The organism is Streptomyces sp. MB09-01, assembly GCF_033794505.1.
Taxonomy (GTDB): Bacteria; Actinomycetota; Actinomycetes; order Streptomycetales; family Streptomycetaceae; genus Streptomyces.
In genome coordinates this window covers 18,774-42,376 of record NZ_JARAYQ010000011.1, presented here as the reverse complement: position 1 = coordinate 42,376, position 23,603 = coordinate 18,774, and the positions used below count along the sequence as shown (strand labels likewise).

17 protein-coding genes and 5 pseudogenes are annotated in these 23,603 nt (G+C 66.6%); 11 read left to right on the top strand and 11 right to left on the bottom strand.

What is annotated here, in order from left to right:
• The first annotated feature begins 2 nt into the window (after window positions 1–2).
• Window positions 3–1,238, top strand: a complete 1,236-nt coding sequence (gene mmsB / locus PV721_RS04150) for a multiple monosaccharide ABC transporter permease (RefSeq protein WP_319721411.1) — start codon at window positions 3–5, stop codon at window positions 1,236–1,238.
• 53 nt (window positions 1,239–1,291) lie between these two features.
• Here the strand turns inward: mmsB and PV721_RS04145 are convergent.
• The 3 genes and pseudogenes from PV721_RS04145 to rpmD form a co-directional block, all read right to left on the bottom strand.
• Window positions 1,292–1,515, bottom strand: a pseudogene (locus tag PV721_RS04145) (hypothetical protein); the annotation flags it as partial.
• 1,089 nt (window positions 1,516–2,604) lie between these two features.
• The gene (locus PV721_RS04140) at window positions 2,605–3,579 is read right to left on the bottom strand and encodes a GlxA family transcriptional regulator (protein WP_319721410.1); all 975 of its coding nucleotides are present in this window, start codon (window positions 3,577–3,579) and stop codon (window positions 2,605–2,607) included.
• Window positions 3,576–4,172: a 50S ribosomal protein L30 gene (rpmD, locus tag PV721_RS04135; protein ID WP_319721409.1), complete on the bottom strand. Its 597-nt coding sequence runs from the start codon at window positions 4,170–4,172 to the stop codon at window positions 3,576–3,578. The genes PV721_RS04140 and rpmD overlap by 4 nt, the downstream gene beginning before the upstream one ends.
• Before the next feature lie 238 nt (window positions 4,173–4,410).
• Between rpmD and PV721_RS04130 the strand changes: the two genes are divergently transcribed.
• Window positions 4,411–5,238 (top strand): HEAT repeat domain-containing protein, encoded by an 828-nt coding sequence (locus PV721_RS04130; RefSeq protein WP_319721408.1) that lies wholly within the window; start codon window positions 4,411–4,413, stop codon window positions 5,236–5,238.
• Window positions 5,239–5,251: 13 nt separating this feature from the next.
• Here the strand turns inward: PV721_RS04130 and PV721_RS04125 are convergent, their stop codons facing one another.
• On the bottom strand, window positions 5,252–6,460 hold the full coding sequence (locus PV721_RS04125) for an IS110 family transposase (protein WP_319721407.1): 1,209 nt from the start codon (window positions 6,458–6,460) through the stop codon (window positions 5,252–5,254).
• A 357-nt stretch (window positions 6,461–6,817) separates the two neighbouring features.
• Here PV721_RS04125 and PV721_RS04120 point away from each other — a divergent pair, with 357 nt between their 5' ends.
• Window positions 6,818–7,567, top strand: coding sequence for a transposase family protein (locus PV721_RS04120; RefSeq protein WP_319721405.1), 750 nt, complete (start codon window positions 6,818–6,820; stop codon window positions 7,565–7,567).
• Between the two features lie 437 nt (window positions 7,568–8,004).
• Complete coding sequence (locus PV721_RS04115; RefSeq protein WP_319721404.1) at window positions 8,005–8,856, top strand: YncE family protein; 852 nt, start codon at window positions 8,005–8,007, stop codon at window positions 8,854–8,856.
• 94 nt (window positions 8,857–8,950) lie between these two features.
• On the opposite strand, the gene PV721_RS04110 is transcribed toward PV721_RS04115, so the two are convergent.
• Window positions 8,951–9,997: a radical SAM protein gene (locus PV721_RS04110; protein ID WP_319721403.1), complete on the bottom strand. Its 1,047-nt coding sequence runs from the start codon at window positions 9,995–9,997 to the stop codon at window positions 8,951–8,953.
• Window positions 9,998–10,479: 482 nt separating this feature from the next.
• On the opposite strand from PV721_RS04110, the pseudogene PV721_RS04105 reads away from it, so the two are divergent.
• The 5 genes and pseudogenes from PV721_RS04105 to PV721_RS04085 all read left to right on the top strand — a co-directional run.
• A pseudogene (locus PV721_RS04105) lies at window positions 10,480–11,550 on the top strand (IS630 family transposase); the annotation flags it as partial.
• A gap of 392 nt (window positions 11,551–11,942) precedes the next feature.
• Window positions 11,943–12,760 (top strand): IS5 family transposase gene (locus PV721_RS04100; RefSeq protein WP_319721402.1). Its coding sequence is split into 2 segments (ribosomal slippage): window positions 11,943–12,260 and window positions 12,263–12,760, totalling 816 coding nucleotides; the frame shifts between segments, so codons are not numbered across the junction.
• A 196-nt stretch (window positions 12,761–12,956) separates the two neighbouring features.
• The gene (locus tag PV721_RS04095; protein WP_319721401.1) at window positions 12,957–13,157 is read left to right on the top strand and encodes a hypothetical protein; all 201 of its coding nucleotides are present in this window, start codon (window positions 12,957–12,959) and stop codon (window positions 13,155–13,157) included.
• Window positions 13,158–13,465: 308 nt separating this feature from the next.
• Entirely contained in the window at window positions 13,466–14,422 is a 957-nt protein-coding gene (locus PV721_RS04090) for a YncE family protein (RefSeq protein ID WP_319721400.1), read from the top strand.
• A 321-nt stretch (window positions 14,423–14,743) separates the two neighbouring features.
• Window positions 14,744–15,952: pseudogene (locus tag PV721_RS04085) on the top strand (IS3 family transposase).
• Between the two features lie 28 nt (window positions 15,953–15,980).
• On the opposite strand, the pseudogene PV721_RS04080 reads toward PV721_RS04085, so the two are convergent.
• The 6 genes and pseudogenes from PV721_RS04080 to PV721_RS04055 form a co-directional block, all read right to left on the bottom strand.
• Window positions 15,981–16,154 (bottom strand): annotated as a pseudogene (locus tag PV721_RS04080) (transposase); the annotation flags it as partial.
• A gap of 574 nt (window positions 16,155–16,728) precedes the next feature.
• Complete coding sequence (locus tag PV721_RS04075) at window positions 16,729–17,478, bottom strand: transposase family protein (RefSeq protein WP_319721399.1); 750 nt, start codon at window positions 17,476–17,478, stop codon at window positions 16,729–16,731.
• Window positions 17,479–17,592: 114 nt separating this feature from the next.
• Window positions 17,593–17,718 carry a hypothetical protein gene (locus PV721_RS04070; RefSeq protein WP_319721398.1) on the bottom strand — a complete coding sequence of 42 codons (126 nt, stop codon included), beginning with the start codon at window positions 17,716–17,718 and terminating at the stop codon, window positions 17,593–17,595.
• Window positions 17,719–18,061: 343 nt separating this feature from the next.
• Window positions 18,062–18,301, bottom strand: a complete 240-nt coding sequence (locus tag PV721_RS04065; protein WP_319721397.1) for a peptide deformylase — start codon at window positions 18,299–18,301, stop codon at window positions 18,062–18,064.
• Window positions 18,302–18,947: 646 nt separating this feature from the next.
• Window positions 18,948–19,835 carry a DUF5655 domain-containing protein gene (locus PV721_RS04060; protein WP_416371020.1) on the bottom strand — a complete coding sequence of 296 codons (888 nt, stop codon included), beginning with the start codon at window positions 19,833–19,835 and terminating at the stop codon, window positions 18,948–18,950.
• A 360-nt stretch (window positions 19,836–20,195) separates the two neighbouring features.
• Window positions 20,196–21,571, bottom strand: a pseudogene (locus PV721_RS04055) (IS1380 family transposase).
• Window positions 21,572–21,900: 329 nt separating this feature from the next.
• Here PV721_RS04055 and PV721_RS04050 point away from each other — a divergent pair.
• Both PV721_RS04050 and PV721_RS04045 read left to right on the top strand, forming a co-directional pair.
• Window positions 21,901–23,115: an ABC-three component system protein gene (locus PV721_RS04050; RefSeq protein WP_319721395.1), complete on the top strand. Its 1,215-nt coding sequence runs from the start codon at window positions 21,901–21,903 to the stop codon at window positions 23,113–23,115.
• A complete protein-coding gene (locus PV721_RS04045; RefSeq protein ID WP_319721394.1) occupies window positions 23,112–23,597 on the top strand; it encodes a three component ABC system middle component in 486 nt (161 codons plus the stop codon). The genes PV721_RS04050 and PV721_RS04045 overlap by 4 nt, the downstream gene beginning before the upstream one ends.
• Window positions 23,598–23,603: the final 6 nt, after the last annotated feature.

Genomic DNA, 23,603 nt, shown 5'->3' with positions numbered 1-23,603 from the left:
GCATGGCCCAGACCAAGACCACCCCAGACACCACGCCCCCCACACCGCAGAGCGGCCAACGACCGTCAGCCGGTGCCGTACTGGCCCGAGCGCTGCGCGGGAACCTGCGCCAGTACGGGATGCTGCTCGCGCTGGCGCTGATCGTGCTGCTGTTCCAGTTCTGGACGGACGGCATCCTGCTCCAGCCGCTCAACATCACCAACCTGATCCAGCAGAACGGCTACATCCTCATCCTGGCCATCGGCATGATGATCGTCATCATCGCCGGGCACATCGACCTGTCGGTCGGGTCGCTCGCCGCCTTCGTCGGGGCAGCCGCCGCGGTGATGATGGTCAAACACCACGCGCCGTGGCCCGTGGCGCTGGTGGCCGCGCTGCTGATCGGGGCCCTCGCCGGAGCCTGGCAGGGCTTCTGGATCGCCTATCTCGGGATCCCCTCGTTCATCGTCACGCTGGCCGGCATGCTGCTGTTCCGCGGTGGGACCCAGATCCTCCTGCAGGGCCAGTCGGTGGCGCCGTTCCCCAAGGGCTTCCAGAACATCAGTAGCGGCTTCCTCCCCGCGGTCGGCCCCCACACCAATTACCACAACCTCACCCTGCTGCTGGGCTTCGTGGTGCTGGCCGTCGCGATCCTGCAGGAGGTGCGCGGACGGCGGCGGGCCGCCTCGTACGGGCTGGAACCCCTCCCGGCCGGGCTCTTCCTGGTGAAGCTCGGCGCGATCACCGCGGCCGTGGTGGCCTTCACGCTGCTGCTGGCCAGCTACCACGGGGTGCCGATCGTTCTGCTGATCCTCGGCGTCCTGCTGGTCGGCTTCGGATACGTGATGCGCAACTCGATCCTCGGCCGGCACACCTACGCCATCGGCGGAAACGAGGCGGCGGCGAGGCTGTCCGGGGTGAAGAGTAAGCGGGTCGTCTTCCTGGCCTTCGTGAACATGGGCGTCCTCGCGGCCCTGGCCGGGATGGTCTTCGCCGCGCGACTCAACGCCGGTACCCCGCAGGCCGGCATCAACTTCGAGCTGGAGGCGATCGCCGCCGCCTTCATCGGCGGCGCCTCCGCGAGCGGCGGTGTGGGCACCGTCCTTGGTGCGATCATCGGCGGTCTGGTGCTGGGCGTGCTGAACAACGGCATGTCGCTGGTCGGTGTGGGTACCGACTACCAGCAGGTGATCAAGGGCCTGGTATTGCTCGCAGCCGTCGGCTTCGACGTCTACAACAAGCGAAAGGCCGGAGCCTGACCCTGCCCTGCCCCTCCTCGGTGCCGCCGCCTCACGAGGAGGGAGCGCCTCGCCTACCGGGAGCACGCCTCCCGCGGCTCCGCTCGCGCGTCGACGATACGCTCGAAGAAGAACTCGTGCTGAGGAAGGAGAGGTCGTACTCATGACCCGGGTACGGCGGGATCAGCTGAGCGGCCTGAATCAGCCGCCAGCCCGCCCGGAGCACCGCCACCCCCGACTCGTACGGCGGCTCGTCGCTGTCGCCCGTGGTGGGCGAGGTGCGGCCCGTGCCGTCGTACGGCACTCGCCCACCTTGACGAGCCCCCCGCTCTCGCCGCCGTCGGCATCGGCGTGCACGGCCCGGCCGGCCACGTGGACGTGTTCTCCCTGCCGGATCTCTGGCAGCTCCATCTGTACGACTACGAGGCCGGTTTGACGGTGGACGGCACGGAGTACGCGATCCGCCCCGGCCGGGTCAGCCTCGTACCGCCCGGCGCCGAGGTCCGCTATCGCTGCCGGGGCCGGTCCTCACACCTCTACGTCCACCTCCGTCTGGGTTCAGGTGGAACTCCGCACAACGTCGCGGCGATCCACGACTCGTGCCCCGAACACCGGGCGGCTGCGCGCAGCCGCCGAGGCCCACCAGCCCGACCACGCCCGGATCCTGGCACGCGTGGAACGCGGCATGTCCGGCGCTCCCGCCGGTCCCCGCGAGTCATCAGGCACCAGGCCCTGGCCCAGGGTCGCGCTCCCTCCCTCGCCGCGGTCGGCACTCTGGCGGTCGGTGGTTTCGCCGTCGCCGCCATCGAGGTCGTCACGCAGGTGCTCTACCCCGCCGCCTTCCCGGACCTCCGCTTCGTTGCCATCACCTGGCTCGGCAGCCGAGAAGACCTTGGGGCCGAAGCCTCCCGCCGGAGTCCGTCTGCGGCCGCGGGCAGCGGAGACCGCATCACACCTCCGCGGCCGGCCCAGGGAAGCCCACCGCGTCCGTACTGGGCGCTCGACTCCTTCGAGGCCGCGCGCTCGCTGGCTGGCTCCTCCCCCGTTGATCTACCGGCCCTCAGTGAGGCGGCCGGTCGGGGTACCCGGCTCACCGCGGATTTTTCAGGGCGGAACGTCATCTGGGCGACGAGCGAGGCTGGCGGAACGGTCGCCTTCGAGGACCTCCGTACCCAGGAAGCCCTCGCGCGCATCCCGATTGCGGCGCTCACTGAGGGAGCTCGGCGTGAGTACCAGAACCTCCTGCGCTCGACCCTGGCCCTCGACGGCCCGACCGCTGTGCGGCAGATCGACGAGCTCCTCGTCCCTCACCGCGCCGCCATCGATCTCTTGGTGGACCTCGGCAGCCAGCTCAGCCCCACCGCTGCAGCCGGCCCATCGCACGGCCTCAGCCGCAGCGAGTCCGGTACTGGGACGGAGAGAGCCCAAGAACTCGCTGGAAGGCTCGGCGCATCGCCTCGGTAGTGGCGTAACCGCTCAAGGCCGCGATGCGCACCACGTCGTCGTCGGTGTCCTCAAGCAGCCGCCTCGCCGTCTCGAGCCGGGTGTTGGCCACATAACGCCCGGGGGTGACCGCCGTTTCCTCGGCGAACGCCCGCGTGAACTGCCGAGCCGACAGATTGACGCGCTGCGCCAGGGCATCGACCGACAGGTCCGCGTCCGGGTGGTCGGCAATCCACTGCTGAAGCTCACGGAGTTCTTGGCGATGCGCGAGCTGCGCCTGCATCTGGGTGCTGAACTGCCCCTGTCCCCCGGACCTCCGCAGGAAGACCACCATGTGCCGCGCCACCGTCAGGGCAGCCTCCCTCCCGATGTCCTCCTCCACCAGGGCAAGGGCGAGGTCGATGCCGGCAGTAACGCCCGCGGAGGTATACACCGAGCCGTCCCGGATGAAGATCGAGTCCGGTTCGACAGCGACGCCGGGATACCGCTGCGCCAGTTCCCCCGCACTGTCCCAGTGCGTCGTCACCCGCCGACCGGCGAGCAGACCGGCCTCGGCGAGCAGGAACGCACCTGTACACACGGAGACGACCCGCTCCGCCTTGGCCCCGTTCTCCTTCAGCCAGGAAACGACGTCCGGATGACCGGCACCCGCCTCGGGCACTCCTCCGGCACCGCCCGGCACGAGCAGCGTGTGGGGAACCTCAGCTCCTGCCAGGTCCACGTCGGGCATCAGGGTCACGCCGCTGAGCGACTCCACGGCGGAGCCGCCCGGTGATGCCGTGGCGATGCGGTATCCGGACTGGCCCGGTGCGGTCGCGGCGAGGTAGGTGTTGGCCCCGGCCAGTACGCCCACGGGGCCGGTAACGTCCAGCGCCTCGACGCCGTCATAGAGCGTGACCAGCACCGTGCGGGGCCTCATACCTCAACCATGCCCACCCTCGGAGACGCCCGCAATGTAAGACCTCGGCACATAGGGCAACGTTTCCAAGGGCCTGACAAGCGCCCGGGGCCCCGTCGCGTCGGGGCCCCTGGCCCCCGCAGCATCAGCTCCGGCCAGGCGGCGATAGCCCGATCCGGGCCTCCAAGTACCTCTGCACCGGCTCGAAGATCCCGTACAGGATGTACCCGGGAAGCTCCGCAAGGGTCACCCAGGCCACCTCGGCGATAGCCCAGCCCCAAAGCGTCCCCGTTTGCTTCGATTCGCACATACTCCGCATTTCCTGCCTCGACATGCCGGGCCGGCCATTGATCGGTTCCATATTTGCGCACCAATAGATTCGGGGTTTCGACCCGTGCGCTATGGGAGAGTGGCACACTCGGATACGGGTACACCCTAATCAGATGCTGCACTGATCGAATCATGCCGACAACGCAAGGATTGGAGATGTCGCGCTGGGCGATGTCTCCAATATGCCGGAGACCCAGCGATCTCAGCGTTGCTCGCTGCTTCTCGCCGCGCCCAATGGCAGACCGTGTTTGCACCACGAGAGCTTGGTCCTCGATCCGCGCCATGCCCCCATCATTGCTCCGACCACCTCGTTGCGCATCTGATCACTGATTCCCAATCGTTCTTGTCAAGGTCACAGAACCCTGTGCGGACGTTGAGAGGGTCTGAGCGGCGGAGTGAGCCGACTGCACCGAACTCGGTTGTCAGAGGCCTGTTGGACAATCCGTTCCGTCAGCCTGCACCGCAGCAGGGAGACCCGCAGCGGCAGGCTCGGTGCGGTCTGAAGGACATGAGGAGGACGGATTGGAAGACCAACGGGCAGCAGATGATCTCACCCTGCGCCTTGATGAGCTGGCGGCCGGACTCACGGATCCGGATTGCGACCTCGACGACCTTGCAGAAATCGAAGAGGAGCTCGTAGCCGCCCGGCGGCGGGAGCTGATTCCGTACCTGGAACAACATCTCGCGGCAGCTGTGGAGGCGGGCAACTGGTACGCCCGTCATGTGCTGGCTCGGATTCTGGCCGAGACCGCCGGCCACACGTCCCTTGCCGCCCTGTTGCGGGCCTACTCCCACAATCTGGGTGACGACCAGGACTCCCTCTCGATGACGCTCCATGTACTCGTGGAGGAGTACCCGGCCGCCGCGCGCGAAATCCTCCTGCCGTGCGCCGTTGGCAACGATGAGGACCTTCGCAGGGCGGCAATCTGGCTGCTCGGCTTCGTCCCCGAACCAGCCGATCTCAACCTGCTGGCCCACGCTGCGCAGAACTCGGACGAAGGAATCCGCAGCGCGGTCGTGGGCACGCTCAGCAGCCACGGGACAGAGCCGGCGGCCATCGACCTGCTGGTGAACCTGCTGGACGACCCTTCCCCGCAGGTGCGCATCTCCGCCCTCAGCTCCCTCGGCTTCCTTCAGCAACCCAGAACCCTGCCGAAGATCCGCTTGCTCGCGAACGACGACAACCCCCGCGTTCGAGCCTGGGTCGCGATCGCCTTGGGCCGCTTTCCCGCCCTGGAGCCCGCAGACCCCGCGACCTCGGCCGTGCTCGACCAGCTGGCAGCAGACGCTGACCCGTACGTTCGTGACCAGGCAACCGAGGCACGTCAGCGCAAGCCCCTCCGCAGCTGACGAGGCGTGCGCTTCATGCGGCGCTGGCCAGGCCCAGTCGCGGTGGCTGGGCTGTCCATTGGCGTTGGTCGCGGATGAGGGCCCAGAGAACGTCGAGGCGACGGCGGGCGAGCGCGAGAATCGCCTGCTTGTGACTCTTGCCCTCGGCTCGTTTGCGGTCGTAGAGGGTCTTTGACGTGGGACAGAAGCGTGCAGCGATCTGGGCAGAGAGGTAGAAGACGCGCAGGAGCCGGCGGTGGTAGCGGTGTGGGCGGCGCATGTTGCCGCTGATTCGTCCTGAGTCCCGTGGGACCGGGGCGAGTCCGGCGACACCAGCGAGGCGGCCCGCGCTGCCGAAGGCGTCCATGTCACCGCCGGTGCAGGCGATGAACTCCGCCCCCAGCAACGGGCCCATGCCGGGCATGCTGAGGACCACGTCCGCGTCGCGATGTTCACGGAAACGGACCGCAATCTGCGCGTCGATGCCAGCGATCTCATCGTCCAGAGCCAAAACTGCCCTGGCCAGGCTGTTGACCACAGCCGCGGCAGTGCTCTCCCCGGCCACAGCAGTGTGCTGAGTCTGAGCCGCGGCGACGGCTGCATCGGCCATGGCCTGGGCAGCACGGACTTTGCGGTTCTTCAGCCAGGTCGCGAGCCGGCTCGGGCCGACCCGGCGTAGGGCAGCTGGCGTTTGGTAGCCGGTCAGCAGGACGAGGGCACCCTTGGAGGCGGCGTAGTCGAAGGTCCGTTCCAGGGCGGGGAAGTACTCCAGCAGCTGTGCTCGCATCCTGTTGATGGCGCGGGTCCGGTCTGCGGCGAGGTCGTAGCGGCGGCCGGTGAGAATCTTCAGGTCCACCGCGATCTCGTCCCACTCCTGCAAGGGCTGCAGGTCCCGACGCATCCGCGCCTGGTCGGCGATGACGTAGGCGTCTTTCGCGTCGGTCTTGCCGTCTCCGCGGTAGCCACGGGAGGCGTGGTGGACGGTGCGGCCAGGAATGTAAAGCAGCCGCTGACCATGACCAGTGAGCAGAGCGATCAGCAGAGCGCCGCCACCTGCGTTCAGGTCGACGGCCCAGGTCACCGGGCTGTCCTCGGCGAGTGCGAGGACGTCACCTATGAGCTCCAGGAGCTCGGGCTCGTTGTTGGGCACCCGGCGCGAGAGCACCCTCGTCCCGTCCGTGTCGATCACCGTGCAGTGATGCGCGGCCTTGCCGGCATCCGTCCCCGCCCAGAGCTCGGGCACCCGAGCCTCCCTCGTCGATCGGTTGACTGGTCCCTGCAGACGACCACGCCGACGTGTCCTTACGAAGCGATCTGTGTTCGCTCATCCCAATGAGTGGCCGTGTCGTCGCGGGGCACTGGGCGGCCAATCAGTCAAAGCCACACCTACGGCATGAGCGTTTTTAGCCACACCCAGGCCCCCGGGTCTCCCGATCGTACGAAGGACCGGAATCAACCCGCCAACAAGGTAAGGAGCGTTTTCAGAGTGGCCACTGATCGAGTGACCCAGGCCGAGTCAGGATGAGAACCGCAACGCACAGGGCTCCCGCGCCGTTGAGGGAGGTGTTCGAAGTCTCAACCCATCGGCACAGGAGCCCTGTTGGTTCCCCAACCTGCCGCACTCGACCTGCCGCACGCTGTGGTCGAGTGGGTATCCATGCTCATCGTCACCCGTGAGGGTGACCGCCGCTGCAAGCTGCCGCCCCATCAGCGCGCCCTGGTGGGCCTGGTCTACCTCCGCCGGCACGACACGCTCGCGCAGAGCGCCGCCGGCTTCGGCATATCCGTCGGCACCGCCCATTCTTACGTCGCGGCGGTCGTCCAGCACCTGTCCGGTCGGGCACCCGGCCTCCTGCGTGTTCTGCGCGAGGCCGATCCGGACTACGTCCTGCTCGACGGGACGCTCGCCGAATGCGACCGGGTCGGCGACAGCCGGGCCGACTTCTCCCAGAAGCACCGTCGTCACGGAGTGAACGTGCAGGTCGTGGCCGATCCCGCGGGCGCCCTGCTGTGGATCTCGCCCGCGCTGCCCGGCCGCACCCACGACCTGACCGCCGCCCGCACCCACCGCATCATCCGGATCTGCGAACGCCAGGGTGTTCCCGTCCTCGCCGACCGTGCCTACATCGGGGCCGGCCCCTGGGTGACCACACCGTTCAGACGGCTCCCGAACCGGGACCTGACCACGACCCAGCAGACGATCAACCGGGCCCTGTCAGCGGTGCGGGCACCCGTCGAACGAAGCGTCGCGCGACTCAAGTCCTGGCGCATCTTCCGCAAAGCCCGCTGCAGCCCCAACCGCATGACGGCCATCGCCGCCGCCGTCCTCACTCTGGAGCGTCAACGCTGAAAATCCTCAGTGACCCGGATCCAGGCATCTACCGGCAGCTGCGATCCCCCGCCGCCCAGGAGTACGGCAACGAGTACGGGCAGCAGCCACGACTGTGACTGCTGCCCGTTGCTGACCTGGGAGACCCCAGGGAGTCGGCCGCGGTCGGCTGGCGAACAGGCCGTAGCGTCGTGGGCCCCGCGGGTGCCTGGGCGAGCGACTCGACGCGGGACAACTCGCCGCCTCGCCGCACTCGGCGTGCAGTGGGCGCAGTAGATAGGGCCGAAGGCCCGGTGGCGGTCGGCACGCAGCAGCCAGCGAGGCAAGGGCTACCCACGGCGCCCAATCACCGGCCTTGCCGGGACAGGCAACCCAGGCGCAAGATGCGGATGAGTTGCTGGTGGCCCACGCTCGTGGGAGGGAGACTCCACGCCGTCATCACAATTCAGGGAGACCCCATGGTTACCTCACATAGCGTTGACGCGCCGCTGGACCAGCTGATCGCGCGGGCGCGCGAGAAAGGACTGCAGGTCCCGCACAAGCCCACGGAGACGCTCTCGTCCGCTGTCAGCGGCACACGGATTCCAGCCGGCAAGCGCCCGCACAGCGTGGCGGTGAGCCCAGACGGCATGCACCTCTACACGACCAACTTCGCAACTGGCACCGTCTCGGTGATCGACCTTGAAGGCATGGCCGTCGTGGACACGATCAACGCGGTTGAAGGGCCCTACGGTGTAGCCGTCAATCCCAACGGGAGCCATCTGTACGTGGCCAGTCCCGGGGCCAAACGGCTTGTGCGCATCGACCTCAGCACTGGCCAGGAAACGCACTACAGCCTGCATCGGGCTCCCTACGGCGTAGCTATGCGTCCAGGCGGAGGCCGCATCTACTGGACCCTGGCGCTGGAGGACTCCGTGCTGGTCACGGACCCCTTGTTCGTGGATGACACCGAGATCCCAGACATCAACTTCCCCACCGGCGTGGCGGCGGCTCCGGACCGGAGCCTTCTCTATGCAGCCAACTACTTCGCGGGCAAGGTGTCTGTGGTCGATCTCGACCTTGAGACGGTGACCTCCACGATCCCGGTCGGCCCGCACCCATACGGAGCGGCAGTAAGCCACCAAGGAGACCGTCTCTACGTGGCGCATTTCGGATCCGACCTGGTCTCAGTAATCGATACCACCAAGCTCGCGGTGACCGAAACAATCCCGGTCGCCGATGGCCCACGCGGGATAGCGGTGAACTACGACGGCACCCGCCTCTACGTCACCAACTTCTTCGCGGACTCCGTGACAGTGATCGAACTGTAGGGCCTGGCCGCGGCTGATCCGGGCTTCAGGGCCGATGCCGCCGAGTGCCTGAGCACCGGCGGCATCGGTCCGACCGCTGGATCGGTCACGCTGGCTAGTCGCGCGACACCGCCGCCAGTGGTCCTTTCCCGATCTGCAGCAGGGGCTGCGGCTCGGTGAAGGCCAGGTATGGGCAGGCGTTTAGCTCGGGGTCGCGTGACTCCCAGCCCTGCAGCCAGCGGCGGAGTTTCGGGTTGTCGACGTCGAGCGAGCCGTCGGGCAGGATCCGTCCAATGGTGTTGGCGTCATCTGAGAGGGCTACCGTGCACTTGCCCAGCCGGCCGTCCGCACGCACCAGCAGCGAATTGGCCCGCGCCGCGTAGCAGACCTCTTCCGGTTCGAACAGCCGCTCGGTGCCGCCACCCTTAACCAACAGGGCCTCCAAGTCAGCGATCTTCCGGTCGTCTTCGTCGACCACCTCCATGGCCGAGTCATTAGGCCCGCCCAGGTGCACCACACGCTTGAGGAACACCGAGAACCGCGGGTCGTCGAGGAATGTGTCCCGGATTCGAGTGAGGAACTCTGGCATGCCCGACAGGTTCTCCGGCGTCAAATGGACCCGCAGCAGCATCCTCACGTCCGCGGAGCATTCGCGGATCGACAGCAGGTTGCGCCAGATCCGTTGGAACGTCCCTTTGCCATCGGCGCGCAAGCGTGTTCGGTCGTGATGCTCGGGGAGCCCATCCAGGGAAACTTGGTAGGCACGCACGCCGAGGCTGGCCAGGTGCTCGACAGCTGCGCCATCCAGCATGTAGCCGTTGGTCGTCATGTCGGCTTCGTAAAACAGTCCCTCGTGCCCCTCCTGCACCCGACATGCGTAGTCGGCCACGTCCTCGATGATCGAGCGACCTAGCATCGGCTCCCCGCCGAACCATGACACCTGGAGGTGCCTCAGTCCGGCGTCGGCACGCTTACCGATGAGGTTCTTGACGCCGCTGACGACCTCAGGCTCCATTCGTCCGATGGCAAAGTCCTCGTAGCAGTACGTGCAGCGGAAGTTGCACTGTTCCGTCGGCAGCAGGATCAGGTGAAAGCGATCGCTGCGAAAGGAGTGGGCGAACTCGCTGTCGAACGAAGACAGCTCACCGTGTGCGCCGCTCACTTGCTGCCGCACCCTTTGGCACAGTTGCCCCCATGGCAGTTGTTGGTGGTGGGCTCTCCTCGTACCTCCATGTCAGGCTCTGCCGCCATGGCGGCCGCCACTGATCGGGCGAGTTGCGGATCCAAGATCCTGACCTGCCCGTCGCTTTCGAGGGTGAGGTCCTGCGTACGGAAGACAAAAGTGGGGCCCTGGTTGGCCATGGTCTTCTCTTTTCGGAGGTCGGAACGGCTCGGGGTGCCAACGGCCGTAGACCGGCTTGGCCGTCGGCCGCATGACACCTGCGCCGCGGAGAATGCCGCGAACGAGGGGTCCCCTACATCGTCCAGGCCGGGCGTGCGAGCCGCGCGGGATGTTGGTCCGAAGAGGTGACCACTACTTCTCCATGGCTGATCGCGGCCGCGGGCGGGATGGCGAGCCTGCGGTACGGGCTCTGCGGCATACGGGTCTAGTGACCTGAGTCAGAGATTCTTCGTTAGTCGGGCATGAGTCGTCCGGGTCCGAAGATTCCGCCGTTGTCGGTCACTGATGCCCAGCGGGTGGTGCTGGAGGGCTGGTTACGCCGCCGTAGGACGGCTCAGGCTCTGGCGCAGCGTTCGCGGATCGTGCTGGAGTGCGCCGAAGGCCACTCGATCATGGAGGTGTCCCGTCGGCTGCGGATCGCTCCTGACACGGTCCGCACCTGGCGGCGCCGCTTCATCGAGCGGGGTCTGGACGGCTTGTGTGACGACCCGCGGCCCGGCGTCCCGCGGAAGATCACCGATGCTGATGTCGAGCGGGTGATCGTCAAGACGCTGGAGGAGACGCCGAAGAACGTGACGCACTGGTCGACGAGGCCGATGGCCGCGGCCACGGGGATGTCGCAGTCGACGGTCTCGCGGATCTGGCGGGCGTTCGCGCTGGCCCCGCACCGGTCACAGACGTTCAAGCTGTCGACCGATCCGCTGTTCATCGACAAGGTCCGTGACGTCGTCGGTCTGTATCTCGATCCGCCGGAGAAGGCCCTGGTGCTTTGCGTGGACGAGAAGTCGCAGATCCAGGCCCTGGACCGGTCCCAGCCGGTGCTGCCGATGGTGCCCGGCGTTCCCGAACGCCGCAGCCACGACTACATCCGGGCCGGCACCACGACCCTCTTCGCCGCCCTCGAGGTCGCCACCGGCAAGGTCATCGGGTCCCTCCACCGGCGCCACCGCGCAACGGAGTTCAAGAAGTTCCTCACGAAGCTGGACAAGGAAGTCCCGGCCGATCTGGAGGTTCATCTGATCCTGGACAATTACGCGACCCACAAGAACCCCGACATCAAGCGGTGGCTGCTGGCCCACCCACGGTTCCACCTGCACTTCACGCCGACCAGCGCGTCCTGGCTGAACCTGGTGGAGCGGTGGTTCGCCGAGCTGACCCAGAAGAAGCTCAAGCGAGGAGTCCACCGCTCCGTCCAGGCCCTCGAACGCGACATCCGGGTCTGGCTCGCCGACTGGAACGAGCACCCCAGACCGTTCGTCTGGATGAAGACAGCCGACGAGATCCTCGACAAAGTCGCCGCCTACTGCCAACGAATCTCTGACTCAGGTCACCTAGTGCCCTGCTGTAGGTCGGTAGACGACAACCGGACAGACGGCGCAGGCCATCGATCCCTCCTGGGAGAACCAGCGGCAGTCGGATCGAATGGCGCATCGCGGAAGTCCTTCGTCTTGCTCTGAGGTGGTTTCAGGTCTAGCACTGATCAGACCTTCAATCAGAGAGCAATGCCGACCGATCCAGTGCTGACATGAGTTCTGTTCGCATCTATCGGCGAATCGAAAGCGAGACTCCGGACTTCCGTGTCCTTCACATGCCTCAATGAACTCTTCGGTCACAGGGATCCCGGGACGTAGAGCTCGTAACACGATCTTGATGAGATGTCCTGGCTGGGCGTGACCGGTGTGATGATTCGGCCGTTCGTGGTGGTGTGAGTACTCGGCCGTGGATCGTGGACGACGACTTGTGGGCACTGATCGAGCCGCTACTGCCACCCTGGCCGACGAAGTCACCAGGGCCGCAGCCGGTAGCTGACCGGCTGTGCCTGCAAGGCATCCTGTACGTGCTCTGCAACGACATCGCCTGGCAACTTCTGCCCCCTGAAGTGGGGTTCGGCTCGGGGCAGACCTGCTGGCGACGCCTGGAGCGGTGGCAGCAGGCTGGGGTCTTCGACCAGCTGCACCGACTCCTGCTCGCCGAACTGAACGCGGCCGGCCGCCTCGACTGGTCCCGGGCCTGCGTGGACGGCTCCCACATCCGGGCGAAAAAGGGGGAGCCGACACCGGTCCGTCGCCGGTCGACCGGCGGAAGACGGGCAGCAAACACCACCTGATCTGCCTGATCTGCGACGGACGCGGCACCCCGCTCAAAGGCATCACGACCGCGGCGAACGTCAACGACGTCACCCAGACCCTCGCCCTGGTCGACGGCATCCCACCGGTGGCAGGCCGTCCCGGTCGGCCCAGCCAACGTCCCGAGGCCCTGCTCGGGGACAAGGGCTACGACTCCAACCCCAACCGCGATGAGCTGCGTAAACGTCGGATCCTGCCCGTCATCTCCCGCAGGGGATCCCCGAACGTCAAGGGCATGGGCAAGCTCCGCTACGTCGTCGAGCAGACCTTCGCCCTGCTTCACCAGTTCAAACGACTCGCCGTCCGGTGGGAACGCCGCACCGAACTCCACGACGCCTTCGTCTCTCTCGCCTGCAGCCTCATCTGCTGGCGACGCCTCAACAAGCCCGACTCGTGATCGTGTTACGAGCTCGTAGGTATCCGAGACGTCCGGTCGGCCCAAGCAGCGCAATCAGTTGAGCTCCCTCATGGCACGTGGTGCTGGGACACAACGCGCCTCGCATGCTGCCTGCATCGACTGGTGAGGCGTTGGCGTATGAGTCGGGGCCATCAAGGTCTGCATGCATCTACTACGCCTGCCGCACGCGGAATCCTTGGAGGTGGCCTTCCTCGGGGATCCGATCCACGGTCAATCCGGCACTGAGCAGGTCTACGGTGCGGCCGCCGAGCCCGACGGTGGCCAGTTCCACAAGCACAGCCTTCCGGACTGCATTGTTGATTCGCTGCAGCACTTCGTCAGGAAGGTCGATCCCCTCAATATCGACTCGGGACTACTGCGCCGTGATTCGACATGACGTACCCTCCCTTGGATGCCAGTGCTCCGGCACACAAAATGCGTTCTTGAGCTGCTCTCTCGGATACGACCGACTCAGTCAAACATTGAGTTGAGCCGGCCACTACCGCACGAGTCCTCTCGGGTTACCACGAGCCGTAGGCGAGCACGCCGTTCGTGCCGATGAGTTAACCTGCGAAGCCAGCTTGAGGCGCTTTGTGAAAGATGAGGACCGGTCACGCCAGGAGCTGCGGCTGTGCGCCTTCTGGGGCACCCTTAGGTATGGGAGCTTGCATCGCTCCGCGGAATCTACCGCCAAGGAGGCGCTCCATGACCACCGAAGACGGCAGCCAGGTCCCCCGGAGGGTGGAAGAACCACCGCCGGGCAATGCACGACGAGAGCCGATAGCTCAGACAGAGCAGATCCTTGGCGACCTGTCGTTGGAGCGGCTGTTCGCGAGGGCCCGGGAGGAGGGCTTGCATGTTTCCTCGGCGCCAGCAGAGGCAGGGCAAGAGGCTGCTCCGGAGGTGAAGAGGATCCCGGTCGGCGTTCGCCCACACAGCGTGGCCGCGAGCCCGGATGGAACCCGCCTCTACGTGACTAATTTCGGTGACGGCTCCCTGTCAGTGATTGACCCCTACCGCGAGGCGGTGGTTGCGACTCACTTGATCGGCGAAGCCCCGTACGGTGTGGCAGTGAGCCCGGATGGAACCGACCTTTACGTGGCCTCCCCGAGCCGAGGCACTGTGACGCAGTACAGCATCTCCGGCGATGACCTCTTCCAAGATGGCTCCATCCTCTCTGCGGATGACCACAGCAAGAACCCCTACGGCACGGCGGTGAGCCCGGATGGACACGTCTGCCTGACGCTAGCCCTGTCAGACACTGTGCTAGTGACTGATAAGTTCCTCAAGGCCCCCACGAGTATCCCGGACGTCAGTTTTCCGGTGGGTGTGGTGGCAAGCAAGGACAATGACCGCCTCTATGCGACGAATTACTTCGCAAAGTCCGTGTCGGTGATCGATGTCTCTGGCAAGGCCGTCGTTGCCACGATCCCGGTCGCTATCGACCCTTATGGTGTGGCGATGAACCCGGATGGAACTCGCCTCTACGTGGCCCACTTCCCAGGCACGGGGTCCGTGTCGGTGATTGATGTCTCTGGCCAGGCCGTGGTTGCCACGATCCCCGTCGGTCAGGGCCCGCGCGGTGTGGCCGTGAGCCCGGATGGAACTCGCCTGTACGTGACCAACTTCTTCGCAGATTCCCTGTCGGTGGTCACGCTGTAGCTACCGATCTTCTCCCAGTCCAGCGGGTACTCGGCCGGGGCGCGCCACCCGCATGCGCATGCCGCGCGCAGGGCTGCCGCTCGCGGGCGGCCGAGCGTTGTTTGGTCGGGCAGCGCGGCCGGACGGAGCTGCCGTCCCCATTTGAGCGAAGCGATCCCATATCCCTCGTCCCCGGGCCTCGGCTTCCCTACGGTCGGTCACGTTGGTCCGCGTAAGCCAGGGGGTGGGACATGAGCGCATCGGGCCTTGACCCGGCCTTGACCCCGGATTTTGGACACCGGAGAGACTTGGATCTTGATGGTCCAGGAGAACGGAGTCCCTGTGGGGATGAAGCACTATCCCGCCGAGTTCAAGGCGGACGCGGTCGCGTTGTACCGGTCGAGGCCGGGAGCGACGATCAAGTCGGTCGCCGCTGATCTCGGGTGAACACCGAGACGCTGCGGAACTGGATCCGGGCCGCCGACGGCCGCAGCCCCGGTGCCCGCTCCGCACCGCCAGCCGCTGCGCAGGCGGGCGGTGACGATGTTCAGACGGAGCTGGCCGCGGCACGGAAGAGGATCCGCGAGCTGGAGGAAGAACGCGACATTCTCCGCAAGGCGGCCCGGTATTTCGCGACGGAGACGCGCTGGTGAACCGCTGCCAGTTCGTTGACGACCACCACCGCCGTCACGGCGTGAAGCGGCTCTGCGACATTCTCGGCGTTCCCCGCTCGAGCTTTTACTACTGGCGCCGCACCGCGGCCGCGCGGACGGCCCGGCAGACCGTCGAGGCCAGGCTCGCAGCCGTATACGCAAGGTCCACCAGGACTCCGACGGCACCTACGGGGCCCCCAGGATCACCGCCGAGCTCCGTGACGAGGGCGGCCCGGTGGTCAACCACAAGCGCGTCGCGAGGATCATGCGGACCATCGGGCTCGAGGGAGTCCGTCTGCGCCGTCGGCACCGCACCACGCTCGCGGACCAGGCCGCGTCGAAGGCACCGGATCTGATCGGACGTGACTTCACCGCATCCCAGGTGAACGCGAAGTACGTCGGCGACATCACATACCTGCCGGTCAGCGGTTCGAAGCCGCTCTATCTCGCGACCGTCATCGACCTCGCCTCACGCCGTCTGGCCGGGTGGGCGATCGCCGATCACATGCGCACCGAGCTCGTCATCGACGCCCTCACGGCCGCCGAGCGAACCCGCGGGAGCCTGGCCGGAGCGATCATGCACACCGATCACGGGTCGCAATACACGAGCAGGTCCTTCGCTGAAATCTGCAGGTCAGCAGGGGTCCGGCAGAGCATGGGCGCGATCGGATCCAGCGCGGACAACGCCGCAGCCGAGTCCTTCAACGCCGCCTTCAAGAGGGAGACGCTCAAAGGCCGAAAGGCCTGGTCGAGCGAGCACGAGGCTAGGCTCGACGCCTTCCGCTGGCTGACCCGATACAACACCCGACGCAGGCACTCCCGCCTCGGTCAACGGTCCCCGATCGCCTACGAGAACGCCCTCCAACCAGCAACAACTACCCTGGCCCAAGCGGCATAGATGTGTTCAAAATCCGGGGTCAAGGCCCCGGGCCGAGTTCGCCCGGCAGGTCACGCCAGGGCGAGTTGGTGCGGTACTTCCAGGCGATGGCCTCAAGGGTGCGACGGTGGTCGGCCCACCGTCGACCGCGGACCGGATCAGCCGGCATCAGCGGCTCGATCCGGTCCCACATCGCATCGGTGATCACTAATCGGACAGGCATATCCGATCAACTGACCAACCCATCAAAGAGACACGCGCTAGCCGGCCCACTTCATGCCTGTGTCTGGCGCGGCGACCGGCATGTTCGTCGTGCCCGCGGCGACTTGGTCACTCACCCATCTGGCCCACACTTGTTGCGAAACACGCAGAGAAGATCGAGCATTAGATATAGATCTCAACACCTAGGAGTAGGGCATGACAAATCAATCAGAGCTCGAACCGCGCGAATTCCTCCGCAAGCTCAGTAATCAGACCCTGCTTCCACGAATCCGCCTAGTTGGATTCGTGAAGCCCCCAGAGCCCCCGAATGAAATACCCGAACATATCCCATTCGGCCTATTCGGCGGATGCGCCGAATGGATACATATTCCGATCAGTATGATTGAAAGCATTGAGTACCTGGGGTCAGCGCCTTGCCAGGACCGCAGCTACACTCGAGCCGCCATTTCACTTCTGGAGCCACGGTCGGAGGAGGGGCGAGTATTTGCAAAGTTGCTAGAAACATCGGGATCGGTCCATGAACCGCGGTAAGAAGCTCGTTCAGCTGTGATGGTTTCGTTGCTCATTGAGGTTTTTCAGCGCTGCCGCTCCAGGGTGAGGACGGCGGCGGAGATTGACGACAGGCGGTTCGGGCTGCAGCGGGCCCGGCGGAAGATCCGCCAGGACTTCAGTCTCGCGACACTCCGTTCGACCGGTGCTCGGGCTGCTGACAGCGCCCGGTTGACCGTTCGCTGGGTAGGGGTGAGTTTTCCGCGGGGCGGGCGTCGGACCGGCGTGGTCACCCAGACGCCGGCTCCGATGTAGGCACGATCGGCAAGGACTGGGACGCCCTGGCGTTCGCAGATCCTGATGATCCGGTGGGTGCGGGCGGCGGTGAGATCGTGGGTGCGGCCGGGCAGAGAGGGTGAGATCCACAGCATCCTGCCCGCGGGATCGGTCACGACCTGCAGGTTCACGCCGTGGCGGCGGTGCTTCTGGGAGAAGTCGGCCCGGCTGTCGCCGACCCGGTCGCACTCCGCGAGCGTGCCGTCAAGCAGGACGTGGTCGGGGTCCGTCTCCCGCAGAACCCGCAGCAGTCCCGGCGCCCGCCGGGAGAGATGGTCGATGACGGCGGTGGCGTAGGCGTGGGCGGTGCCCACGGAGATCCTGAAACCGGCCGCGATCTGCGCGAGGGTGTCGTGCCGACGGAGGTAGATCAGGCCGACGAGAGCCCGCTGATGTGGGGGCAGCTTGCAGTGGCGGTCACCCTCACGGGTGACCATGAGCATGGTCACCCACTCGACGAGTGCGTGAGGCAGGTCGAGTGCGGCAGGATAGGGAACCAACGCGGCTCCTGCGCTGATGAGTTGAGACGTCGAACACCTCTCTCAACAGCGCAGGAGCCGCGTGCGTTGTGGCAATCTGCCTCGTCACCCGTCCGGTGGCCACTCTGAAAAAGCTCACTGCGTGCGCTGCTCGGGCGCGGTGGTCACCCTGCGCGCCTCCCGGATGAAACGGCCACGTGCGGTGAAGAGGCGTTCGGTGGCCTCGTCTGCCGGCGCGTCCTCGCTACGACCGACGCGCACCGCTCGTGTATGCCGCCCTGGCCCCGGAGCTTTAGGCAGCGGGGCTGCTCCCCCGTCCGCCAGCCTCCCGGCTCCCGGCTCCCGGCTCCCGGCTCCCGAAGAGCGGAACGTCCTCGGCTGCGAGATCCTCGCGGGCTCGGACCATCCGCACTGGGTGCCGCCATCGTGAAGACCAGGCGCCCGCCGGGGCGCGGTCCGCCACATCGGGCTGTGTCTGGAGGACGTCAAGGAGCGGCTGGGTGGCCGGGACATCAGCTACCGCAAGCCTGCTCTGTCGCCAAGTGCCTGACTGCCGAACGAGCAAGACTTCCGCCGGCGATCGGGGCGGCGCCGGTTCTGCCGGCTACACGATGGCGGCCGCCCGGTCGATGCCGATCTGGGGGGCCGCGAGCCCCATGCCTTTGGCGAAAGGATGGGCCTGGCCGACCCGGGCGGCCGCCGCGAACAGCTCGTCGAGGACCTGCTTGGCGGTCTCCTGCTCGGCGGGGAGGTCGAAGGGGCGGGTCGGCTGGTGGAGGATCGAGGCTTCCGCCTGGACGACGCCGAGGGCGCGCATCGTGTCGCTGGGGCGGGCGTCGGTCACAGCAACTCCCTTGTGGCGTTGGGATTCTCCGGGCGGACGCGCAGGCGCCACTCCAGACGGTATCGGGCGTGAAGGTCGGGAGTGACTGTCTCCCATCGGAAGATCCGTACCCCGTCCTCTTCGCGACGCGAGGGGCGGTCCGAAGGGGAGGCGCCTCGGCGGTCATGGAGGTCTCGGTGGCCCAGACGACGGGGTCGAGAATGGCGGGGAAGCGGAGCCGAGGCCAACGCCGTCGCGGCGGCTTCCTCCGGCACTGTGGCGGACAGCTCCCGCACCTGAGCCAGCGCCCACGGCGCAACCGCCGCGCACACGATCAGAAGGGCCTCTCACCGCAACCCTCGAATCCGGCGATCTCGTGAGCGGCCGCGACCGCGGCTCCTACCGGCCGGGCCAGCTGGCACCTTTTCCGGCCCGGCCATGGCCCGGGCTGGGCGACGACGTCGGCTCCATGGCAGCGGAGAGCGCTGCTCCTGGGTTGGTATTCCTCCGGGGCTATCACTCCGTGCAGGAATTCGGAAATCACGGATTCTCCGCATCATGGAAGGACACCGCCACCCTTCTGACCATCGCGACGCGAGGAGGACACCTACCGCTTCAGCACCAGTCTCAGACCGCCGCCGCCGACCGGACATTCTCGCCGGCGTTCTCAGGCAGCCTCGTAGCTCATCTGGAGCAACGGCTCAGCGCGACTCAGATCGCCCTCCGTCCGAAGACGGACCTCGACATCACCAGTGCCGTGGTGGCCGATCTGGCTGACATCCCGGGTGAAGCCCCCAACGAGGTCCACGTCCTTGGGGTCAAGCCGGAGCGTAACCACGACCTCCTGCTGGTGGGCGTGACTGACGCATGCGAAGTTCCGCAGCCGCCGGTACGCGCGGTACTGCTTGCGGTCAACGCTGCTCACATCGTCTCCCAGCCCCTGGAACAGTTCGTCGAGCGCGCTGCGCAGCCCGGTGATGGGGTCCTCACGCATGCCGAGCGACGCGCTCGGTCGGCGACGGCGCTGCTCGCTGCGCCCCTGTGCCCCGGCTGTCGCTTTGGCCACCGGTTCGAGGGCGAGCAGACCTGTGCCGAAGTAGTTGTAGCGGACGAGGTCGATGGTGCGTCGAATCTCGCGCACGGCGTGGAGGTCGTAACGGGTGTAGTCCTCCGCGATGCAGATCAGCCGAGGGCTGCTCCACAGCACCTGGGAAGCGACGTCTGCCCCGAGATGCTCGCGGACCAACTGCTGGAACTCGGCCCGATGGTCGGTCAGCCACGCCAGGTAGAACAGCCCCTGGGTGATGACGCCGGCGTCGCGGCCTCGCTTGTACTCGACCACGACCGGCGAGCCGTTCTCGTCCAGGCCCAGCGAGTCGATCCGGCCGCGATGAACCGGTCCGGTGCTGTACTCGCTGGCCAGGAACCGGACCCCCAGCATGGCCTCCATGTTCGCCTCGACCACGTCCTGCAGGTGACGCTCCACCTCTGCAGGACGTGCAGCGATCTCTACCGCGCTTCCCCCGGCCACATCGAACAGCCTCAGCCCCGACACCCCCTTTAGCTCGTGCTCCGCAGGCCTCAACGGTGAGGGAGCCAGAATTGTTTCCGGCGGGGCTGTCGGGGATGCCAGGGGTCTCTAAGAGTGGCATCCGCCCAACAGCCGGATGGCTCCCCGGTCGCACCCGTGGCGCCTGCTTGGAATGACGGCGCAGAGATTGCGGCTACGAGCCGTTTCCCAACGAGCTCGTTAGCCTCGATCTTTCGTGACGGTCCGTCGGTTTCTTCGGCGGGCCGTTTCGGCTGTTTGGGCTGGTGATGGGCAGGCTGATGGCCCGACTGTCGTGTCGGGTGGGTGCCGGTTTCCACGGCTCCGGTCGGGGTGGTGATGCTCGCGGGGACGGGAACGCGCTGGTCAGCCTGGGGCTGGCAGGGATCGGAGTTGCTCGAACGCGCTGGTGATCACGTCGGTCCAGGGCCAGTGGCGTGCGAATCTCAGATGCCGGCGGCGGGCGGTCGTGACGATCTGAGCGGCGGCGGAGAAGAGGCGGAGCCGGAGACGGCGGGGCTCCCACCTGCGGGTTTCGCCGGTCAGGGCGAGCATGGGCATCCAGGCCAGCAGGTCGAGGGCGATCTGGACGATCTCCAGCCAGATCTGGTTCTGCGCGGTGTCGTGCAGTGGCAGGTTGCGCAGGCCGGTGGCGCGGGCGTTTCGGATGCGGTCCTCGGCGCGTGCCCGCTGGCGGTGCCGCAGTTCGAGTGCGGCGATCGGGACGCCGGTGGTGTTGGTGGCGAACGCTGTGAGCCGCAGCCCTTCGGCATCGGTGAAGCGCAACTGCGCGCCGGGATGCGGCCGTTCCTTGCGGACGATCAGTCGCATCCCCTTCGGCCAGCCCTTGAGGACATCGCCGGTGAGTTCGGCGACCCAGGCGCCGTCGCGGATATCGCCGCCCGGCTCGACGGCCGCCGTCCAAGCGGCGGGCGGGACTCTGAGGACGGCCTCGTGGATGGCGTCGGTGATGGTCATGCCGACCGAGTACGACAGCCACCTTCCCCGCTGGGCCAGCCAGGCGACGAACTCATGTGTTCCGCCTCCGGAGTCGGTACGGATCAGCGTCTGGCGTCCACGCCGGTACTTCCTCGGCAGTTGGGCCAGGGCGAGTTGGGCCGTGGTGATGTGGTCGGCGGCGGTGTTGCTGCCTGCGTTGCCGGGCCTGAGCAGGCCGGCCACCGGCTCCCCGCTGCCACCGCTTCCGTGATCGACGAACCCCATCAGAGGATGGTGTCCGAAGGTCTTCTTCCAGGTCGCGGTGGCGTCCTGCTTCTCGGAGTGGGCCAGCACGAGCACGCCGTCCAGGTCCACGATCACCTGCCTGCGGCGTCCGGGGCCGCGTTCTTGGCCACGTTCCAGACGTGCTCGCGCGCTTCGGCCCGCGCGGCCTGTATCGCGTGAAGGGCCTTCGGCCCGGCCGTGCCGAGGGTGTCGATGAGGCGGGAGACAGTGGGGTCGGAGGCCACCGGCCCGAACGCGGCCGGCTCGGCCCGCAGCATGCCGACATCTGCGAGGCAGTCCCCGCCCAGCGCGACCGCGAGGGCCACGTCCAGCAGGATCTTGCCCGGATCGTGTACCGCCCTCCGACGCCGCCACGGCGCAAGCGCCGCCGATATCGCCTGGTCCAGCCCGGCCTTGCGGACGGTCTCGACCAGCAGCACGGCCGCGGCCTGGGACACCACCGCATGGCCACCGCCCTCAATACGGACGCGGGGATAGGACCCGATACGCTTCTTCACCTGGGAAGTGCCTCCGAGGGTGGCAGGAACAAGGACCTCGACAATCCTCATTGTTGCTGGTCAGAGGCACTTTTCGCTTGCCTGACCACCCGTCGGACAGCCCGCTTCATGAAAGCGCGAGGTTAGGGGCGGTAACCTCTCGCCACAAGACCCGCAGAGGGCGACGGCGGAATCTGCATAGCTCCCACCAACAGGTGCGCCTGGTGCTACGTTGTTGCGAGGTCCCCTCTTGCCGGGACCCTGCTGCGGCATGCGGCCGCACGGTTCGTCTAGCTCGAGCAGTAGTGGGGGACGTGGCGCAAGCGCGATCGCACTCAGCGGCGGGCCAGATGATGGGCTACCTCTACCAATGCGAGCTGGCCCTACTGGAACTCGCACGCCGCAGCTGGGATGACATAACCATCGAAGTGCGTATGGAACTCCTCGACGACATCGAGTTCTTGCACCATGAGACACAGGACCCCCTGGAGCTGCTGCAGTCTAAGTACCGAGAGGCGGCAGGACAGCTAAGCGAGACCGGGAAAGACTTCTGGCGCTCAGTCACCTCTTGGATTGACTCTCTGAACGTCAGCGCCAGTCCTTCAGCCCTGCAGCTGCCCATCCTGCGACTCGTCTCCACACAGATTGCGAAGGATGGGACCTTCCTCTACTGGCTGCGTTCAGGCCAGGGCCGGAACACAGATCGGGCCTTGGCGCGCATGGAGGAAGTCGCCAACGACGCAGACGGGCCCGGAACGACGGCTGAAGACCGTGCGCTCTTCATGCAACTCACGACAGCGCAACGGCTCAGCCTCGTGAACGCCATGGTGGTCGACGACGGTGCACCGGTGATGTCAGACCTCGACCGTAGTCTCGCCAAGGAGCTGGGGATCACCCCCAGCGAGCACGCCGGTGCAGTTCTGGACGAGATCAAGGGCTGGTGGTATCGCGTGGCCGTGCGTCTACTGGAGCGCAAGGACCCTGCCTACATGCTGGCCTCGGTCAGTGCCGAAGAACTCCTGTGCCGTCGCGATGAAGCCGTCGATCGCTACACGGGCAAGAGCCTGCCGATCACTGAGACCCTCCGCAACCTCACCGAGGCCGAGATGGCCCCCTACCGGAGCCGGCTGGTCGTTTCGCAGATGCAGTGGATCGGCCTTCCGGACAGCGAGATCGCGATGCATCTGCGCGACTACCACTACGCGCGGGCTCAGCGCTCCGAGTGGCTTCGGAACTTCAAGGTCACTACCGATGGGCTGGACGCGTACGAGCGTGATCTGCACTACGAGTGGGAGAGCGTCTTCCGGCGCCGTACCCGCCGCATCGACGATGAGACCAGCGAGGTCGCTCGGCAAGACATCGGTCAAGACGTCCTGGACGACACGATGAAGAAGGTCGCTGACAAGGCGGCTCGGCCAGGCACCAGTACGGCCCCCTGGATCGGTCGCGGATCCATCCATGACCTGTGTGATAGGGCGGAATATGTGGGGAGCGATCGAGCCGTGGGCTGGCACCCCGACCACCCCCGTCTGTGCAAGGACCACATCGAGGCCGCAGACCGATGACCACACCGGCTCCACTCAACCGCTCGGCGGAGGCGCAGGCGCTTCTTAACCCGGCCTTCGGCGCCTACCTGTTGGCCAGCAGCATCTACGCTGCGGAGAGCAAGCGGGGGCAGCCAATGCCGTGGCCGTCCGCGTTTCTCATCCTGCCGCTCGTTCTTCCTGCCAAGGCACGCGGCAGCCTCCCGGGGAATTCGACGGTCTCCCTCATGGCGTGGGCGGACGCGAACCCGCTTCAGCAGGCAGCCTTCGCCGAGCGCGCGATCTCGCTGACCGGTCTCACGCGGATGAGTCTGCGTATGGCGGTGCGCCATCAGGCCGTGGACGTCACGCCGCTCGGCCTGCGTTGTCCACGCAAGCCCAGGCCGGCCCCTGGTTTCGGCCAGGAGATCACTGAGTGCGCGCGCGCCGCGGCCCTGGTAGGCCGTTGGCTTGCAGTAACCGACCCGAACCGCGCCTATACCGCTCTCGGCGTCCGTCCCTGACCAAGG

Excerpts from the sequence above, each read along its gene's own strand:
- mmsB (WP_319721411.1), top strand. The coding sequence starts at position 3 with ATGGCCCAGACCAAGACCACCCCAGACACCACGCCCCCCACACCGCAG.
- PV721_RS04140 (WP_319721410.1), bottom strand. The coding sequence starts at position 3,579 with ATGAGGCCCCGCACGGTGCTGGTCACGCTCTATGACGGCGTCGAGGCG.
- rpmD (WP_319721409.1), bottom strand. The coding sequence starts at position 4,172 with ATGGCGCGGATCGAGGACCAAGCTCTCGTGGTGCAAACACGGTCTGCC.
- PV721_RS04115 (WP_319721404.1), top strand. The coding sequence starts at position 8,005 with ATGGTTACCTCACATAGCGTTGACGCGCCGCTGGACCAGCTGATCGCG.
- PV721_RS04090 (WP_319721400.1), top strand. The coding sequence starts at position 13,466 with ATGACCACCGAAGACGGCAGCCAGGTCCCCCGGAGGGTGGAAGAACCA.
- PV721_RS04050 (WP_319721395.1), top strand. The coding sequence starts at position 21,901 with ATGATGGGCTACCTCTACCAATGCGAGCTGGCCCTACTGGAACTCGCA.
- PV721_RS04045 (WP_319721394.1), top strand. The coding sequence starts at position 23,112 with ATGACCACACCGGCTCCACTCAACCGCTCGGCGGAGGCGCAGGCGCTT.